Source organism: Synechococcus sp. CBW1002 (genome assembly GCF_015840915.1).
GTDB lineage: Bacteria > Cyanobacteriota > Cyanobacteriia > PCC-6307 > Cyanobiaceae > CBW1002.
This window is the reverse complement of sequence record NZ_CP060398.1, coordinates 1,252,124-1,268,815: the sequence shown is the minus strand read 5'-3', so window position 1 is coordinate 1,268,815 and position 16,692 is coordinate 1,252,124. Positions and strand designations below refer to the sequence as shown.

The following is a 16,692-nucleotide window of genomic DNA, read 5'->3' as shown; positions in this document are numbered from 1 at the left end:
GGCTCCTACAACCAGTACCAATCGCTGAAGCAGGCGGCCTGACCGCGGCGCTGGCCAGCGGCATCGCGCAGGGTCCAGAGGCGGGCTCCGCGAATCTGGAAGCGGCGGCCATGGCTGTCGATGCGCACGCCGCTGTAGTGGGCGATCGCCTCGTCGCGCCAGGCCTGCCGCAGAGCGCGGGCCCGCTCCGCCCGCGCCACCGGCTCGGCCGTGAGCCGCGAGGGCAGGCCCACCATCGTGGCCCAGGGGCGACGCCAGAGCCGCAGGGCGGCGGCGTTGGCATAGATCAGCCGCGGCCCGATCGGATCCTCACCAGGATCGTCATGGGCGAGCACCACCACCGGGGCCACGAACAGCTCCTGGGCCGCCAGGCGCCGGTTGGCCGCAGCCGGCATCAGGGGGCGACCGAAGGCCGCCTGGTGGGAGGCAAGGATCCAGGCCACCCGTTCCAGCACGGGTTCCGCCAACCAGGCGGGCTCCAGCGCTGAACCCAGCACCGAGGGCGGCTCAGCGATCGGATGCGACACAGCCAGCAGATCCGGCTCAGCCACCGGCAACCCCGGCGCCCATGGCCAGCGCCATGGCCTGGTTGGCCTTGGCCTGGCCCTGGCTGCGCAGATGGTCGAGGAAACGGCGGTTGGCTTCGGGGAAGCGGGGTTCCTCCGCCAGGGGCAGCGGACCGGCGGCATCGAGCCCCGTGTCCCCCTCCAGGGCCGGCGTGATCACCACGAGATCCGGATCGAGGGCTGCGTCGTAGCGCCACCAGCGGCTCGGATCCCCGATGGCTGGATGGGTGGGATGGGGCGACTGGCCGGCGTCCGGGGCCGGGAGCGATCCGGCTGGAGTGCCGTCCGCAGCGCTGGCCCGCAGCGCCGCCGCCCGTTCCGCCAGGGCCTTGCGGCGGCGCACCGCCAGATCGGCCAGCAGCTGGGATCGGGTGCGGCCCCGCAGCTGGAACAGCACGAAGGGATCCTCGCTGAAGCGATCCCCCATCAGGTAGTAGACGGCGCTGGTGTGCTTGCAGGGGTTGGCCTTGTCCGGGCAGGTGCACTCACTGCGCACCTCCTGCAGCTTGAACGGAAACAGGCGCTTGCCACTGGCGGCGAAGGCGCGCTCGATGTCCTGCGGCATGATGCCGGCCAGCAGCTGGGCCGACCAGCGGGCCTTCTGGGTGAGTGCCTCGAGCACGTAGCCCCAGTCTTCCTCGCTGAGCACATCGAGCCAGAGCTTCACCTTGTAGGGCTCGGGTTCGGTGCCCTGCACGCGGGCATGCACCCGCCGCCCCTCGAAGCGGATCGACAGGACGTTGCCCTCGCGGGCGTAGGCCCAGGCGCGCTCCAGCCGCTTCTTGTAGCGGAAGGAGTTGATCAGCTCCATCCATTGCTCCACCCACCAGGGCTGCTGTCCCAGTCCCTGGTCTCCCAGCTGGGTGGTGATGGCTGGGGTGGCGGACACGGGAGCGGGCATGGCTGGAAGGGTGCCGAGCCCAGACAGTCCAGGCCTCAGCCACCAGTCTTGCCGAAGGGAGGCCCGAGCGACACAGCGGCGCCGGGGCTGATGCTCAGAAGGGAATCGGCATCTCGGCATCGGCCGGCGCGGGGGCGCAGGCCGCCACCCGTTCCGCCACCACCTGCCCCACCACCACGATCGAGGGCGACACGAACCCCTGCTCCGCCACCCGATCGGCCAGCTCTCCCAGGGGAGCCACCAGATCCCGCTGCCCCAGCACCGTGCCCTGCTGGATCACGGCGGCCGGGGTGTCGGGCGCCAGGCCACCGGCGATCAGCTCGTTGCAGATGCGGTTGAGGTTATGGAGGCCCATGTAGATCACCAGGCCGTCACTGCAGCGGGCCAGCCCCTGCCAGTCGACGCCGGGGCGCGCCTTGTCAATCTCCTCGTGCCCGGTCACGAAGGTGACGCTCGAACCCGCCCGGCGATGGGTCACCGGAATGCCGGCGTAGGCCGGTGCGGCGATCCCCGCCGTGACACCGGGCACCACCTGCACCGGGATGCCGCGCGCCGCCAGGTGGGCCGCCTCCTCGCCGCCGCGGCCGAACAGGAAGGGATCGCCCCCTTTGAGCCGCACAACCGTGCGATGGCGACCGGCCAGCTCCACCAGCACCGCATTGGTGCTCGGCTGCGGAACCGAGTGGTAGCCGCGGCGCTTGCCGACAAACTGCCGCTCGCAGCCCTCCGGCACCAGATCCAGCAGGGCCTTCGGCACCAGGGAGTCGTAGACGAGGGCGTCGCAGCAGCGCAGCAACCGGTGGGCCTTGAGGGTGAGCAATTCGGGGTCACCCGGACCAGCTCCCACCAGATAGACGATGCCCGGCGAGGGGGGCGTGGTCATGGCAGGGCCTCAAGCTGCGTCAGCAGCAGCTGACGGAAGCGGAAGCGCTGCAGCAGGGGCCGCCCGAGCCATTGCGGAAGACTGTCGGTGAGGCGATTGGCGGCCAGGACCAGCGGCAGCACGGGCGCTCCGTCCTCCATCGCCGGCACCGGCTCCTGCCCATCGGCAACAGCGGACCGGCAACGGACCCCCAGACTCCGCTCCAGATACCGCAGATACCGAGATCCCAGCTTGCCGTCCATGGGGTGATGGATGAGCCAAGGGGATGATCCCACTGCAGCCGAACCGGCCAGCTCGGCCAGCTCCTCACGCAGGGCCTCCTGCCAGCAGGGCCAGGCCCCCAGGAAGGGCACGCGACCCACGGCACCGCGGCCTCGCCATCGGGCCGCAACCGCAGCCAGGTCGTGGCGGACATGGGTGCCCGGCAGCAGGAAGAGGGGCACCAGGGTGAGGTCCCCGCCGTCGCCCGGCGCGGGGCAGGGGTCTGCAGTGAGGGCGTGCAGATGCACCGGGGTGCCCCGCAGACGCTCCACCTCCCGGGCCAGGGTGCCGAGTTCCTCGGGGATCACACCCCCCCGCCGTCCATGCACGACCAGCAGCAGGGCACTGCGGCGCAGACCGGCCAGGCGCCGCTGCCGCCGCCTGGCCACGGCCCCGTCCAGCCGCGACGGATCGAGGTGAGACAGGCTGCGGCGGCCGTGCGGCAGCCGGGCCAGAAGGTCCACGGCTGCCCCTGCCAGGAGGGGATCGAGATCAACGGCGCAGCTCCGCAGCACCTGCCGCAGGGATTCGGTGGGCCATGCCGGCAGTCCCAGGGCCAGACCCTCGAGTGCTGCCCGGCGCAACAGCAACGGCCCTGGCTCGAGGGCCAGGGAGCGCATCCGGTTGAAATCAGCTGGATCCCGCTGATGGCCGAGCAGCGGCACCAGCAGCTCCTGACGGTCGGAGGAAGCCGTCGCCAGGGCCTGGCGCAGCAGCCCAGCACAGCCGGGATGGCGCAACCGAGCGATCACGGACAGGCACTCCGGATCGGCGCTGGGCTCCGCCAACCACCAGGCCAGCAGGCGCACCGTGGCCTGGCCGTCGACGCGTTCCGCCAACACGGCCAGAAGATCGGCCTCCGGCTGCAATCGGCCCGTTTCAATCGCCACCAACCAGGGCTCAAGATCCAGACTCGGCCGGCGGCGCAGCTGCTGAAGCCAGGGCCAGCGTTCCGGACTGCCCGGTGGCGGCAACAGCTCCGGCATGGCACGGGGATGGGGCGGGCACCACCCTGGCTCAGAAACCGTAGCCATCGATACGTTTGATGTGATGGAGAGGGTGGTGGCGTCCATGGCGTCTATCACAAGTGCAGGCTTGCTCGAACGACCCCATGGCCAATCGCATGATCCGGACCACCGCAGACCCAGGGCTCGATCGGGCACGACAGCGCGGCGTTGGGGTGCAATCGGCCAGCGTTTCGGCGTCAGGGGCGGAGCTCGACGGACTGGATGCGCTCAAGGAGCGGCAATTGCTGTTCCGATGGGTGCGCGATCTCGATCGAGCCCAGTTCGCCCTCGGCGATACGGCCCGTAGCAGCCGCCTGTGGCAGGAAGCGGCCTTGATGGGATTCGACCCTGAGCGGCTCACCCGTCTCCTCTACGGCGGGCAGGACCCCCACGACACCGCCGCACTGGAGGCGATCGATCGGGTCTGGCGGCAGGAGCAACGCCAGCAGCACGGCTGGCGTCGCCCTGCCTGGTGGCCGGGGGCGGTCAGGCAGCCTTCGGCGTGGCACCGAAGCGCTCCAGGAGCAGCTGCTCCAACACATCGGTCAGGTCGGTGAGCGGGACCCCCTTGTCGTGGAGCTCCGCCAGCTTCGGTTCCTGGCCGATGGAACCTCCCAGAAAGATCTTGGCGGCCTCCACCATCTCGCCATCCTTGCGAGCCTTGGCACCCATCAGGCCAATCTGACCCATGTAGGGCTGGCCGCAGGCGTTGGGGCAACCGGTCCAGTGCATGCGGACAGCCTCAGGGAGATCGATCCTCGTCTCCAGCGCATCGAGAACATCCTGGGCCAGGCCCTTGGTGGGGATCAGGGCAAAGCTGCAGTAGGCATTGCCGGTGCAGCTCACCGCCTCGGCCTGCAGGGCTCCGGGATCGAGACGGAAGCGTTGTAGCAGCGGCTCCTGCTGCAGCGCCTCCAGGCGGTCAGTCGGCACATTCGGCAACAGCACGTTCTGGGCTTCGGTCAGACGCAGCTCTCCGCTGCCATAGGTGCGCGCCAGGCGCGCCAGCTCAAACAGGTCGGCGCCACGGAACCGGCCCATCGGCACATGCAGGCCCACCCAATGCAGGCCGTCCTGCTTCTGGGCATGCACCCCCAGACCATCACGCGGGGCGCGGCAGACGAGGTTGCTGCCATCGTGCGGCCGCACCGTGTCGGCCGCCGCGGTACCGGCGAATGCAGCGAACCGGGCGAGCACGGCGGTGCGGTAGTCGTCGAGCCCCAGGGCATCAATCAGATACATCAACCGGCTCTTGTTGCGCACCTCCCGGTTGCCCTGATCCTCGAAGTGGCGAAGCACCGCAAGCGTGAATGTGGGCAAGTGCTCCGGCGGAAGCCACACGCCCAGCGGGAGAGCCAGGGCATTGCGCTGGGCGGAGAAGAAGCCTCCAACCATCACCGTGAAGCCAAGCTCACCACCACTGGCCCCACCGCTCCAGGCCGGAAGAAAGGCAAGATCGTTATGCAGAAGGAAACTGTCTGGCGCCCCTCCCACCGCCACATTGAACTTGCGGGGCAGGTTGCGGGGACCATCCGGAGCGAAGAGCCGCTCCTGAATCGCGCTCACCAGTGGTCGTGTATCGAAAACCTCCTCGGGATCGATGCCGGCCAGTGGATTGCCGGTGATGTTGCGGGGATTGTCGTGGCCGGATTGACGGCTGGTGAGGCCCACCCGCTCCATCGCCGCCAGCAGCGGGGCCATGTCTTCGAACAACAACCCCCGCAGCTGCAGGTTCTGGCGGGTGGTGATGTCGGCGCTGCCATGCTCGCCGCAGCGATCCACGGCTTCGGCCAGCACCTCCAACTGCTCCGCCTGAATCACACCATTGCGCAGCCGCAGCCGCAGCATGAAGCGCCCCGGCGTAACCGGCCGGAAAAAGATACCCAGCCACTTGAGATGAATGGTGAGGGTGGCCTCATCCAGGGATTCCCACCCCTGTAGAGCGAGATCTGCAAGCTGGGGCTCCAGATCGAGGCCACAGAAGTCGGCTTTGGCCTGCTCGAGTTTACTGAGCTTGGGCTCAGCTGACAGATCGGTTACGGGAGGGGTCTGCATAAAGAAGTAGCGCGCCCATACGGCGCCGGAACAGGAAGCAGAGGAGGCATGACGTGACCTCGAAAGCCCCACCACGCCGGCATCCAGCAGAGCGGTGGGGCCGGCGAGCGCCAATGAGGGATACGCAGCCGGCAAGAGTCGTCGGAGACGGCAGCCGAAACAGCAGCGCCAGTACCCGAATCACGCGATCGCCACATCCTGAGGCGGAAGCTTCAGGGCTCGTGTCACTACCGCTACGGAATCTCGCCGCGCCCCCATCCCAGCTCCCAGACCAGGCTGGCCCGGGACACTCCCTGAATCCGACCCGCCGAGACTCAGCGTTCGCCGAGGGTCTGCCAGAGCGTCGCCTGATGGGCAATCACCGGCACCGGACCCGACCGGGAAGCCGCTCCCGAGGAGCGCGGCAGCGAAGCCAGCAGCTGAACAGCGAGCGAGCCCACCACGAACATGCCAAGGAAGGCGAGGGCCACCCCCAGGGGCGAGGCCTGGGCGCGGGTGACCTGCAGCGGCGCAGCCATGGCAGCAACCAAGCTGATGAATGGCATCAGTATGAGCGGCCCGAATCCTGGAGAGGCGCCGCCTCCGAGAGGCCTGCGAAGGGGGCGGCCGCCTGGGAGGCCCTCAGATCCAGAACGCTCCAGCCATGCAGGACACCGAGCAACAGTCCAAAGGAAGCGGCGAGACGCACGGGAACAGGGGACGTTCGGGTGACTCTCTCGGCCCACGACGCGCCTTGATGCAATGGTTGGTACCGAACCGATCGACCTGATCGCCCCGTCGCATCTTCAGGAAAGAATCAGTATCGCTTGATACTTCTTCGCAGTGATGGGCTGACACCGTGCGCTTGGGCCCCGTGCGGCTCAGGCCACAACCCGCACAGTTCCGCATTCAGCTGTGGAAAATACTGGTGCTGGTGGATTCAGTGCCGACCGTCCATGTTGATGCCAGCCACCTCGAATCCCGCGCCAGATCCCACGACCACCCTGGAAGCCGCAGCAGCATTTGCCAGACAGCCCAGTGATGAACGCCAGCGATTCAAGCTCTATCTCAAGAAAATCGGCAGCGGTGAGCACACCAGCCAGGGCCTCAGCCGCAGCGAAGCGCGGGATGCTCTGGAGCTGATGCTGCGCGGCCTGGCCAGTCCAGCCCAGATCGGTGCCTTCCTGATCGCCCACCGGATTCGACGACCGGAGACCCAGGAACTCGCCGGCATGCTGGATCTCTACAGGGACCTCGGCCCCGCCCTCCACACCACCGAGCGAGCGGTCAGCTTCGGCATGCCCTTTGATGGCCGCACCCGCACAGCCCCGATCTACCCGCTGACCAGCCTGGTGCTGGCTGCCGCCGGCCTGCCGGTGGTGCTGCAGGGCGGAAGCCGGATGCCGGTCAAATACGGGGTGACGGCCATGGAACTGTTCGCCTCCCTGGGCCTCGATCTGCTGCACCTGCCGCTGGCCACCGTTCAGGAGGGGCTCACTCAGCAGCGGTTGGCCCTGATCCATCAGCCCGATCATTTCCCCCTGGCGGAGCGGCTCACCGAGATTCGGGAAGATCTGGGGAAGCGCCCACCCGTCGCCAGCCTCGAACTGCTCTGGACCGCCCACCGCGGTCCCCATCTCCTGGTGAGCGGCTTCGTGCATCCCCCCACCGAATCGCGGGCATGGAAAGCACTGGATCTGGCGGGAGAGGAGGAGGTGATCACCGTGAAAGGCCTGGAAGGCAGCACAGACCTGCCGATCAGCCGGGCCTGCATCACCGCCCGTGCGCGGGGTGACCAGATCGAGCGGATGATCCTCCATCCCCGTGACCATGGCTGCTACGACAACGATGTGCCCTGGCTCGAGCTGGACAGCTGGAGCCAACAGGCGCTGGCGGCCCTGGGCGGACAGGGCCCGCTGACAACGGCTCTGATCTGGAATGCAGGCGTCTATCTCTCTCTGGCGGGGGTGCAGGCCGATCTCGAGCGTGGCCTGGCCATGGCCCGGAACCTGGTGAACAGCGGCGCCGGTCTGACCCAGCTGCAGCGTCTGATCCAGTGGAGGGCCGATGCGTCCTGACCAGGCCAGTCAGGGCAGCCATTGCTTTGATTTTGAGCACGACTTCGTCGGCAACTGGCGCTGCATCCCTCTCTGTGTGAGGCGCAAACTTGATCTGGCCGGCATCAAACTTCGCCTCAGCCACTGGCTGGCGATGCCCGAAGCGGAGCGGCAGGAGCTGGTGCTCTGGGGCGACGATGCCGAGGCACTCCGGGCCCTGGCCACCCATCTGAAGCAGCGCACCCGGGACCTGCCGGATGGCGAAGCCACAGACCTGCCGATCGCCAGCCAGGAACCCTGGCAGCGGGGAGGTGAACCGCCCGTGGCGGTCACGACGGCCGCCGCCGAACTGGGATACAGCCTCAGCCCGGAGTGCTGGCTTGCCCTGTCAGAACTGGAGCGCTTCGCCCTCTGCAAGCTGGCCCGCCCCGGGCACGACCATCACAACCTCGCGGCCGCGCTGATCGAGGTCTTCCCTTGAAGCTGTCGCGCCGGCGCCGGCGCAACACACACGGCCGCAGCCTTGAGTTCCGGCTGCTTCGAGATCGGGCAGGCCTGCTCGTGCAACAGGGCATTCACCTCACAGGCCTGCTCCTGCATGAATCCCCAGTGCATCGGCAGAAAAACCGTGCCTGGCCGGATCCGTTCGGTGATGTCGACCCTGGCGGTGATGCTGGCCCGGCGTGAGCTGATCGAGGCCAGAGCTCCGCTCTCCAGGCCCAGGGATTCGGCATCGTCGGGATGGATTTCCAGCAGGGGTTCGGGATGCATCGCCGTGAGCCGGGGAACACGGGCCGTGCGGGTCATGGTGTGCCAGTGGCCGAGGTAGCGCCCCACCGTGAGTACCAGGGGATAGGCCTCACTGGGGGGCTCCGCCAGCCCCATCGGCTGCTCGGCGATCAGGCGGGCGCGCCCACTGGGGGTCGCGAAGCGCCAATCGGTGTACAGCCGCCGGGCTTCGGTGGTGGGCTCGGTGCCGATCGGAAAGGGCCACTGCTGGGGCCCCTCCAGACGGAGAAGATCGTGGCTCAGACCGGAGACATCGCAAAGACGACCGGCGGTGAGCTGCACGAACTCGGCATAGACCTCAGCGGCTGAGGCATAGGTGAACTGATCCACAAAACCAAGGCGGCGACCCACCTCGGCAAACACCTGCCAATCGGCACGCGCCTGGCCGGGAGCGGGGCGGAAGCAGGGGCAGAGGGTGACCCGTCGCTCGGAGTTGGTCATGGCACCCTCCTTCTCGCTCCACTGGGCAGCGGGCAGGATCAGATGGGCGTACTGAGCTGTTTCCGTCTCCGCATAGGCCTCGCTCACCACCACCAGGGGACAACGCAGCAGCGCCGCCTTGACCCGTTCAAGATTGGGCAGGCTCACCAACGGATTGGTGGCGGCGACCCACCAGAGATCGAGTTCGCCCGCCTCCATCGCTTCCACCTGCTGCCAGGCCGTGAGCCCGGGGGCGGGGCTGATCGCACCAGGCTGGAACCCCCAGACCTGCTCCACCGCCCGGCGATGCAGAGGATCCGCGACCGTGCGATAGCCGGGCAGGAGATGGGAGAGGCCACCGGCCTCCCTCCCCCCCATCGCATTGGGCTGTCCCGTGAGCGAGAACGGTCCGGCGCCGACACGGCCGATCTGACCGGTGATCAGATGCAGGTTGATGATCCCCGCCACGGTGGCAGTGCCTTCGACGCTCTGGTTCACGCCCATGGACCAGAGGCTGAGCACCGGACCGTCACCACCCCAAAGGGAGGCCACAGCCTGCAACTGCTCCTCGGTGATGCCACAGATCCGCGTCACCCGATCGGGAGTCCAGGCCTGGATCAACTGCGCATAGGCCGCAAACCCCTCGGTTTCCCCCTCGATGAACTCAAAATTGATCCATGCCTGCCGCAACAGCAGATGGCCAATTCCGTGCAGCAGCACGAGATCGGTGCCCGGGCGAATCGGCAGATGCAGATCGGCGGCGGCAGCGGTGGCGGTGGCGCGCGGATCCACCACCACCAGCTGCAGGGATCCAGGCTGGCGCCGTTTGCGCTTGAGCAGACGTTGGAACAGCACCGGATGGCACTCCGCCATGTTGGTGCCGATCAGAAAGGCGACGCCGCAGTGGTCAAGGTCGTCATAACTGCAGGGCGGGCCATCAGAGCCCAGGCTGCAGGCATAGCCGGCCACAGCCGAACTCATGCACAGGCGTGAATTGGCATCAAAATTGTTGGTCCCGATCGCCCCCTTCAACAGTTTCTGGGCGAGGTAGTAGTCCTCGGTGTGAAACTGGCCGGAGCCATACATGGCGATCGCGTCTGCCCCCTTGCCAGCCAGACTCGCCTTGATCTGGTGCACAATCCGCTCCAAGGCCAGATCCCACGAGATCGGCGCCAACGGATCATCCAGGCTGGCGCGATAGAGGGGCTGCAGCTGCCTTCCCCCATCCAGCGTGTCGCAGACCGTAGCTCCCTTGACGCAGACCTGTCCGAGACTGGAGGGATGCTGCCGATCGCCCCGGGCACCCCAGACCGGCAGGCCATCGTCACCTCGACGGGTTGGCTTGCCTTTCGAGGCCGGCGGCATCAGCTCAAGCCCGCACCCAACTCCGCAATAGGGGCACTGGGAGCGCAGGGAGGAGGCAGCGGAATCAACCATGAACAGACAACGATCACAATGGAAAAGGCAGGCCATCGGCCTGCCTGATGTCGACGGTCGTGGTGGAGAACCAGGCCTCAAAACAGCGGGCAATCAGCCCACGGGGGAGGCGGCAGCAACGGCTTCACCCTCATGCTGATCAGCGAAGGAGCCCTTGGGCTCATTGAGGAAGAAGTAACACATGAAGCCCACGATCAAGCCAGCCACTCCCAGGATCTGGAAGAAGGCACTGTTGGAGGCAGCAATCACTTCAGGCGAAGGCTCCGCCGAAGCGCCACCCATCCAGACGGGCAGCAGGCTGTAGATCGTGAGGTAAGCCACGGCCCCCACATTGCCGTAAGCCCCGACCATGCCAGCGATCTGGCCGGTGACCCGGCGCTTGACCAGCGGCACCATGGCAAAGGTGGAGCCTTCGCCAGCCTGCACAAAGAACGAGCAGGCCATCGTGAGCACCAGGGCCAGGGCAATGCCAGCATTGCCGGTGAAAGTGCCGGGCTTGATCATGCTCATTACCAGATAGCCGATACCCAGGCCGATGGTGAGAAATCCCATGGTCGACTTGCGTGAACCGAGCTTGTCGGACAGCAGGCCGCCGCCAGGACGGGCGATCAGGTTCACGAAGGCAAAAGCGGAGGCCAGGATGCCCGCCGTTGCCTTGGGAAGGTCAAAGGTGGTTTCAAAGAAGGTGGGAAGCATCGACACCACCGCCAGCTCGGACCCGAAATTGACGATATAGGTGAGCTCCAGGATCGCCACCTGCTTGAACTGATAGCGATCGTCCTTGTCGTAGGTGCGTTGACCCAGGATCAGGGCCTTGTTGGTGCGGATAATGCCCCAGGTCTGGAAGATAAAGAAAACCAGCACCAGGAGCAGGGCAATCGTATATCCACCCGCATCAAGGAACTTCACTTTCTGGAGGCGCCAGGCCAGCACCGCCAGGATCGCCGCGAAGGGCACATTCATGCCGATCAGACCCCAGAAATCCTTGATCGATGTCACCTCGAGACCAGCAGTCTTAAGGGGCTTTTGATAGGTTTTTCCGGGGGGCGTATCGGTTACATTAAAATAATAAATCAATCCATAGACGGCCGAAATGATGCCCGTCAAGGCAATTGCACCTCGCCAGTTCAGAACAGCACCATCCACTTCAAAACCACCGGAGAATGACAGCCAGCCGGCCACGATCACCAGGGTCAAGGCAGAGAAAGCCGAGCCGAAATTTCCCCAGCCGCCATAAATCCCTTCGGCAACGCCAATCTCCTTGGGGGGAAACCATTCAGCCACCATTCGGATGCCGATCACAAACCCGGCGCCCACGATGGAAAGCAACAAGCGGGCCACAACCAGCTGGTTGAAATCCTGAGCGGCCGCAAACATCAGACAGGGGATCGCCGAAAACACCAACAACGTGGAGTAGGTAATTCGGGGTCCAAACTTGTCGAGCAGCATTCCAATCAGAATGCGGGCGGGCACTGTCAGGGCAACGTTGCAAATCGCCAGGGTGCGGATCTGAGGAACGCTGAGCCCAAATTCGGCCTTGACCGTGGTGGCCAGGGGTGCAAGGTTGAACCAGACAACGAAAGTAAGGAAAAAGGCAAACCAGGTGAGATGCAGTGTCTTATATCTGCCCTGGAGTGACCAGAGTTCGGCAAGCATGTGAAATCAAGATGGCGACCCTCACCTCTCGAAAATCGGGCGGAGCCTTTGAGCGGCGCACCATGCCAACCGCTCAGGCATTAGACCAGCTCACACCAAACCCGCGATGTAGCCAAAGTTACGGATGGTCATCGAGCAGCCTTCATGCCGGACTGCATCGCTGCTTGTATCGATCCAGGAAGACAGACCAGGAAGACAGAGCAATGGTTCAGCCACCCTCCTTGGCATTCTCAAGCCATCTGATCAGCGAATGTCTTGACCAGACCTCTGACGATTGTGGACGGCAGCGTGATCCTCGCAAGCAGCAGCTACTGCCGAAATCCACCGGCTGAGCAGTGCTGATCCTTGCTGCGCAGCTGCCTGCTGAGCGGTGGTGACAGCCGCCGCATGGGACGCGACAAGGCCCTGTTGCCCCATCCGGCCGGCGGCACCTGGCTGGAGCGGGGGCTGCGGCGGCTGGCCGCCCTGGAGCAGCCGATCACCCTCTGCAGCCGCCATTCGTCCCACCTGGCCCTGGCCGCAGGGTTGGCGCAGCCCCTGGGCGTGCCCTTGGATTGCTTCGAGGAACCACCCCCCTGGCGAGGGCCGCTGCGGGCCCTGGCGCGGCTGATGCACCGGCACCCGGACGACGCAATCCTGCTGCTGATGCCGGTGGACATGCCCTGGCTGGAGACCCAGAGCCTGCGGCAGCTGCTCGAGGCCGCAGACCAACACCCCCACCAGTTCTGCCTCGCCCACGACGGCCAGCGCCTGCAGCCCCTGCTGGGGGTCTACCCGAACACGCCAACCGTGCGCCGCGATCTGGAGGATTGGCTGGCACTGGGCCATCGCCGTCTGCAGAGCTGGCTGGATCGCCAGCCGGTGCTGCCGGTGAGGCTGGAGCCCTCCCAGCTGAGGAACTGCAACCATCCGCACGACTGGCCACACGACGGGCCAGCCGCACGACCGGACAAGGCAGCCGGGCCGTGACTCGCCAGCCCAAGGCATAACCCGGCAGGCTGGGCGGAGCCGAAGCCTCAAGGGCTGATGCCCGCGTGGACCCTGCCGCCTCAGCCCCCCCAGTCCCTCTGCTCGATCGCCTCCACCGCACGCCGGGGGTGCTGCGGCTGTCGCTCACGGCCCGCTGCAACCTGGCCTGTCCCTACTGCTGCCCGGACGATCGGGATCCGCCCGAGCTGCTGACCCTGGCAGAACGGCGGCAGCTGGTCGAGACCGCCGCCGGGCTGGGCTTCTCCTCGCTGCGGCTCACGGGCGGGGAGCCACTGCTCTATGCACCGCTCGAGGAGCTGATCAGCAGCCTGCAGCCGCTGAAAGGTGGTGCCGCCAGCGGACAAGGCAACCGCGGCCAGGGCAGCCAGCTGCGCGAGATCGCCCTGACCAGCAACGGGGCGCTGCTCACGGCGGAACGGGCCAGGGCGCTGCGGCAGGCCGGGCTGGATCGGATCACGCTCAGCCTTGATGGCACCGATGGCGCCAGCGTGGCCCGGATGGCCGGTCTGGCCAGCACCGCCCCGCCTGCAGAGGCCGAGGCGGCACGGGGGGAGCGGCTGCTGCAGCGGGTGCTGGAGGCGATCGAGCACGCCCGCGCCGCCGGCTTCGATCCGGCCCGGGGGGAGCTGAAGCTCAACGCGGTGATCGCCCGCGGCCGCAACGACGACCAGCTGATCCCGCTGGCGGCCCTGGCGCGTCAGCGGGGGGTGGAGTTGCGCCTGATCGAGTTCATGGATGTGGGCAACCGCAACGGCTGGGACCCACAGCAGGTGCTCAGCGCCGCCGAGATGGTGCGGCACATCGGAGCCCACTGGCCGCTGCAACCGGTGGGGCGTCCCGCCCAGGGCACCGCCAGCCGCTGGCGCTACCTCGACAACCCGGGGTCTTCAGCCGGCGCCGCGCCGCTGCATGTGGCGGTGGTGGCCTCGATCAGCGCCCCCTTCTGCGGCGATTGCAATCGCCTGCGGGTCACCTCCGACGGCGTGGCCTACACCTGCCTGTTCGCCAGCGGCGGCAGCGACCTCAAACCCTGGCTCCGGCCGGCCACAGGAGCATCAGCGGATGCGGCGGGACTGCGGGCTGCGATCGGGGCACTCTGGCAACAGCGGCAGGACCGCTACAGCGAAGACCGTAGGGAGGCCGTTGGCACGACCGCGGGCCGAGCCACTCCGGCAGAGATGGCCTACCTCGGCGGCTGAAACGGCTCAAGCGGCTGAAGCGACTACGACGCAAGTCGGCCCTGCAGCCAGTACGTGGTCATCTCCCCCACGCCCTTGATCGGCACCTGGCCGCGACGTTCGGTGGCATAGGAGCCGGCCAGCTTGCGGCAGGTGGCTTGACTGATCTGGATCCGGCCCGGCTCCCCGTTCGATTCCATGCGGCTGGCCACGTTCACGGTCTCGCCCCAGAGGTCGTAGATGAACTTGCGGCGCCCGATCACGCCGGCCACCACGGGCCCGCTGTGGATCCCGATGCGGAGAGCGAGCGACCCTGCCACCGGAGCCTCGACCTGGGCGATCGCCGCCTGCATCGCCAGGGCCATCTCCGCCACGGCCTCGGCGTGGTGGTCGAGTGCGGTCGGCAGGCCACCCACCACCATGTAGCTGTCGCCGATCGTCTTGATCTTCTCGAGCCCGTGGCGCTCGCTCAGGTCGTCGAAGCTCGAGAAGACGCGGTTGAGCAGCACCACCAGGGCGTCGCCATCAATCCGGGAGGAAAGAGCGGTGAACCCCACGATGTCGGCGAACAGCACCGTCACATCGGCGTGGGTTTCGGCGATCGTGTGGCTGCCACGCTTCATCTGCTCAGCGATCGGCGCCGGCAGGATGTTGAGCAACAGCGACTCGGAGCGGTCCCGCTCGGCCTGGGCGGAGGCCTCCGCTGCGATCCGCCGCTCCATCTCTCCACTGGTGCGCTGGAAGGAACGGTTGAAAGCCTCGATCACGTCGGTGAGTTCATCGGCGCGACGTGAGGCGGCGACCGGGATCAGGAAGCTGTCTGGATCGGCTGGCATCCCCTCCTCAAAGGCGGTGCCGGATCGGAGCAGGTGATCATGCAGCAGCAGCACCCGGCCGATCACGAGGCGCTGCATCACCACCATCGTGATCAGGGTGAGAACGCTGGCGATGCCCAGCACGATCAGCACGATGTTGCGCACGTAGACCAGCAGGCCCTGGCGCAGGGCGGCATCGTTGTGCCGCACGATCAGCACCAGGTCGTTGCCCCGCAGAACCTGGGGTCTCCAGAGGCCGTCGTAGGCGTTCTCGCCGGGAAACCAGCGCCCCTGCAGCGAAGCATCGGAAGCCGCAGCCGAGCGGAGGCTGGGTTTGGAACCGAAGCCCCCCAGGAGCTCCCCGGTGGAGGCGCGGTAGAGCGCCGCACCTTTCAGATCGGCCACCATGGTTGGCCCCTGCAGCCGTTTCACCTCCTGCAGGAGCGCCTCAGGACTTCCTGGCGCCTGCATGGCGACCAGCCACTGGATCTTGGCGCTGGTGATCTCCCGCAGCTGCAGGCCCAGCCGCTCGGCCTGGCGCAGCACCGACGGCACCAGCACGATCGCCTCCACCACCAGGAAATTGAGGAAGATCCAGAAGGCGATGCGGCGCGACAGGCGCGCCCGGACCCACGGGAAGGTGGCGGTCATGGAACAACTCTGGCAGGCTCAGCCCAGCACCGCCTCCACCACGCTGATCGGCGAGGGTGTGGCGGTGATCGCCTGAAGGCGCAGTCCGGCCCGCTCCAGCAGCTTGGCGTACTCACCGGGGATGCGCTCGCGGCCGCCTTCGGTCATCACGAGCATGTTCAGGTCGAGCATCTTGGCGGGGGCCGGATCGTTGCCTGGCGGAATCACCTGCTCGAGGATCAGCACCCGGCCGCCGGGGGCAAGGCCGGCGCGGATGTGGCCCAGGATCGTGAGGCAGGCGTCATCGCCCCAGTCGTGGAGGATGTGCTTGAGCAGGTAGGCGTCAGCTCCGGCCGGCACGGAGTGGAAGAAGTCGCCGGAGGCGACCTGGAAGCGCCCCTCCAGCGCCGGCGGCACCGCCACCGGCTCCACCACGGAGGGCTGATCAAACAGGGTGCCGCGCAGGTGGCCGTGGTGGCTCAGCACCGCCTGCAGCAGCTGGCCCCGACCGCCGCCCACGTCGACCAGGTGGGTGAGGGAGCTGAAGTCGTAGGCCGCCAGCAGGCCCTGGGTCTCCACACGGGAGAAGTCGGTCATGGCGCCGTCGAAGATGGCGCCGCGCTCGGGGTTGTGGCCGTACCAGGGGAAGACGGGTTCGCCGAAATGGTGGCGGAAGGCGCTCTCGCCCGTGCGCACGCTGTGGAGCAGGTCGGCCCAGGCGTCGTAGTGCTCACCGCCGAGCATGCGGACGAACTGGCGCTGGGAGGCGGGATGGTCGCTGCGCAGCAGTTCCGCCAGGGGGGTGAGCACGAAGCAGCGCGGCTCGGTTTCGGCGAACAGGCCCAGGCTGGCCAGGCCCCGCAGCAGCCGGAACAGGGCATCGGCATCGGCGCCGCAGCGGGCGGCGAGCTCCTCGGCGGTCAGGCCCTCGGGGTTGGCGGCGGCCAGATGGTCGGCGAGCTCCAGTTCGGCAGCCACGTGGATCATCTGGGTGACCCAGTTACCGCTGGCGAGCTGGAGAAAGTGACTGGTGAGATCCGCGCGGGGGTCCATCGGGCCAGAACGGGG

At 67.1% G+C, this 16,692-nt stretch carries 15 protein-coding genes; 5 read left to right on the top strand and 10 right to left on the bottom strand.

Annotated features, from left to right (window positions below):
- Positions 1–5: 5 nt before the first annotated feature.
- From H8F24_RS06060 to H8F24_RS06045, 4 genes are all read right to left on the bottom strand, one after another.
- Positions 6–551, bottom strand: a complete 546-nt coding sequence (locus tag H8F24_RS06060; RefSeq protein WP_370594801.1) for an MEKHLA domain-containing protein — start codon at positions 549–551, stop codon at positions 6–8.
- The gene (locus H8F24_RS06055) at positions 544–1,467 is read right to left on the bottom strand and encodes an SWIM zinc finger family protein (RefSeq protein WP_197157673.1); all 924 of its coding nucleotides are present in this window, start codon (positions 1,465–1,467) and stop codon (positions 544–546) included. The genes H8F24_RS06060 and H8F24_RS06055 overlap by 8 nt, the downstream gene beginning before the upstream one ends.
- A 94-nt stretch (positions 1,468–1,561) precedes the next feature.
- Positions 1,562–2,350 (bottom strand): uroporphyrinogen-III C-methyltransferase, encoded by a 789-nt coding sequence (gene cobA / locus H8F24_RS06050; protein ID WP_197171416.1) that lies wholly within the window; start codon positions 2,348–2,350, stop codon positions 1,562–1,564.
- Positions 2,347–3,597 carry a hypothetical protein gene (locus H8F24_RS06045; protein WP_197171414.1) on the bottom strand — a complete coding sequence of 417 codons (1,251 nt, stop codon included), beginning with the start codon at positions 3,595–3,597 and terminating at the stop codon, positions 2,347–2,349. The genes cobA and H8F24_RS06045 overlap by 4 nt, the downstream gene beginning before the upstream one ends.
- Positions 3,598–3,734: 137 nt before the next feature.
- On the opposite strand from H8F24_RS06045, the gene H8F24_RS06040 reads away from it, so the two are divergent.
- Positions 3,735–4,175, top strand: coding sequence for a hypothetical protein (locus H8F24_RS06040; protein ID WP_197157679.1), 441 nt, complete (start codon positions 3,735–3,737; stop codon positions 4,173–4,175).
- Here H8F24_RS06040 and H8F24_RS06035 read toward each other — a convergent pair.
- Both H8F24_RS06035 and H8F24_RS06030 read right to left on the bottom strand, forming a co-directional pair.
- A complete protein-coding gene (locus H8F24_RS06035; RefSeq protein WP_197171412.1) occupies positions 4,105–5,673 on the bottom strand; it encodes a ferredoxin--nitrite reductase in 1,569 nt (522 codons plus the stop codon). The genes H8F24_RS06040 and H8F24_RS06035 overlap by 71 nt on opposite strands.
- Positions 5,674–5,987: 314 nt before the next feature.
- Positions 5,988–6,191 (bottom strand): hypothetical protein, encoded by a 204-nt coding sequence (locus H8F24_RS06030; protein WP_197171410.1) that lies wholly within the window; start codon positions 6,189–6,191, stop codon positions 5,988–5,990.
- A 423-nt stretch (positions 6,192–6,614) separates the two neighbouring features.
- Here H8F24_RS06030 and H8F24_RS06025 point away from each other — a divergent pair, with 423 nt between their 5' ends.
- On the top strand, positions 6,615–7,730 hold the full coding sequence (locus tag H8F24_RS06025; protein WP_197171408.1) for an anthranilate phosphoribosyltransferase family protein: 1,116 nt from the start codon (positions 6,615–6,617) through the stop codon (positions 7,728–7,730).
- Entirely contained in the window at positions 7,720–8,190 is a 471-nt protein-coding gene (locus H8F24_RS06020; protein WP_197171406.1) for a nitrate reductase associated protein, read from the top strand. Before H8F24_RS06025 ends, H8F24_RS06020 begins: the two co-directional genes overlap by 11 nt.
- Here the strand turns inward: H8F24_RS06020 and H8F24_RS06015 are convergent.
- Both H8F24_RS06015 and H8F24_RS06010 read right to left on the bottom strand, forming a co-directional pair.
- A complete protein-coding gene (locus H8F24_RS06015; protein WP_197171404.1) occupies positions 8,151–10,355 on the bottom strand; it encodes a molybdopterin oxidoreductase family protein in 2,205 nt (734 codons plus the stop codon). The genes H8F24_RS06020 and H8F24_RS06015 overlap by 40 nt on opposite strands.
- Before the next feature lie 93 nt (positions 10,356–10,448).
- Entirely contained in the window at positions 10,449–12,011 is a 1,563-nt protein-coding gene (locus tag H8F24_RS06010; protein WP_197171403.1) for a NarK family nitrate/nitrite MFS transporter, read from the bottom strand.
- Positions 12,012–12,356: 345 nt separating this feature from the next.
- Between H8F24_RS06010 and H8F24_RS06005 the strand changes: the two genes are divergently transcribed.
- Both H8F24_RS06005 and H8F24_RS06000 read left to right on the top strand, forming a co-directional pair.
- Entirely contained in the window at positions 12,357–12,980 is a 624-nt protein-coding gene (locus H8F24_RS06005; RefSeq protein WP_231598142.1) for a molybdenum cofactor guanylyltransferase, read from the top strand.
- Between the two features lie 65 nt (positions 12,981–13,045).
- Positions 13,046–14,200: a GTP 3',8-cyclase MoaA gene (locus H8F24_RS06000; protein ID WP_231598141.1), complete on the top strand. Its 1,155-nt coding sequence runs from the start codon at positions 13,046–13,048 to the stop codon at positions 14,198–14,200.
- Positions 14,201–14,223: 23 nt separating this feature from the next.
- Here H8F24_RS06000 and H8F24_RS05995 read toward each other — a convergent pair whose 3' ends face one another.
- Positions 14,224–15,645: an adenylate/guanylate cyclase domain-containing protein gene (locus H8F24_RS05995; RefSeq protein WP_197171401.1), complete on the bottom strand. Its 1,422-nt coding sequence runs from the start codon at positions 15,643–15,645 to the stop codon at positions 14,224–14,226.
- An 18-nt stretch (positions 15,646–15,663) separates the two neighbouring features.
- The gene (locus H8F24_RS05990) at positions 15,664–16,677 is read right to left on the bottom strand and encodes a methyltransferase (protein WP_197171400.1); all 1,014 of its coding nucleotides are present in this window, start codon (positions 16,675–16,677) and stop codon (positions 15,664–15,666) included.
- Positions 16,678–16,692 lie beyond the last annotated feature (15 nt).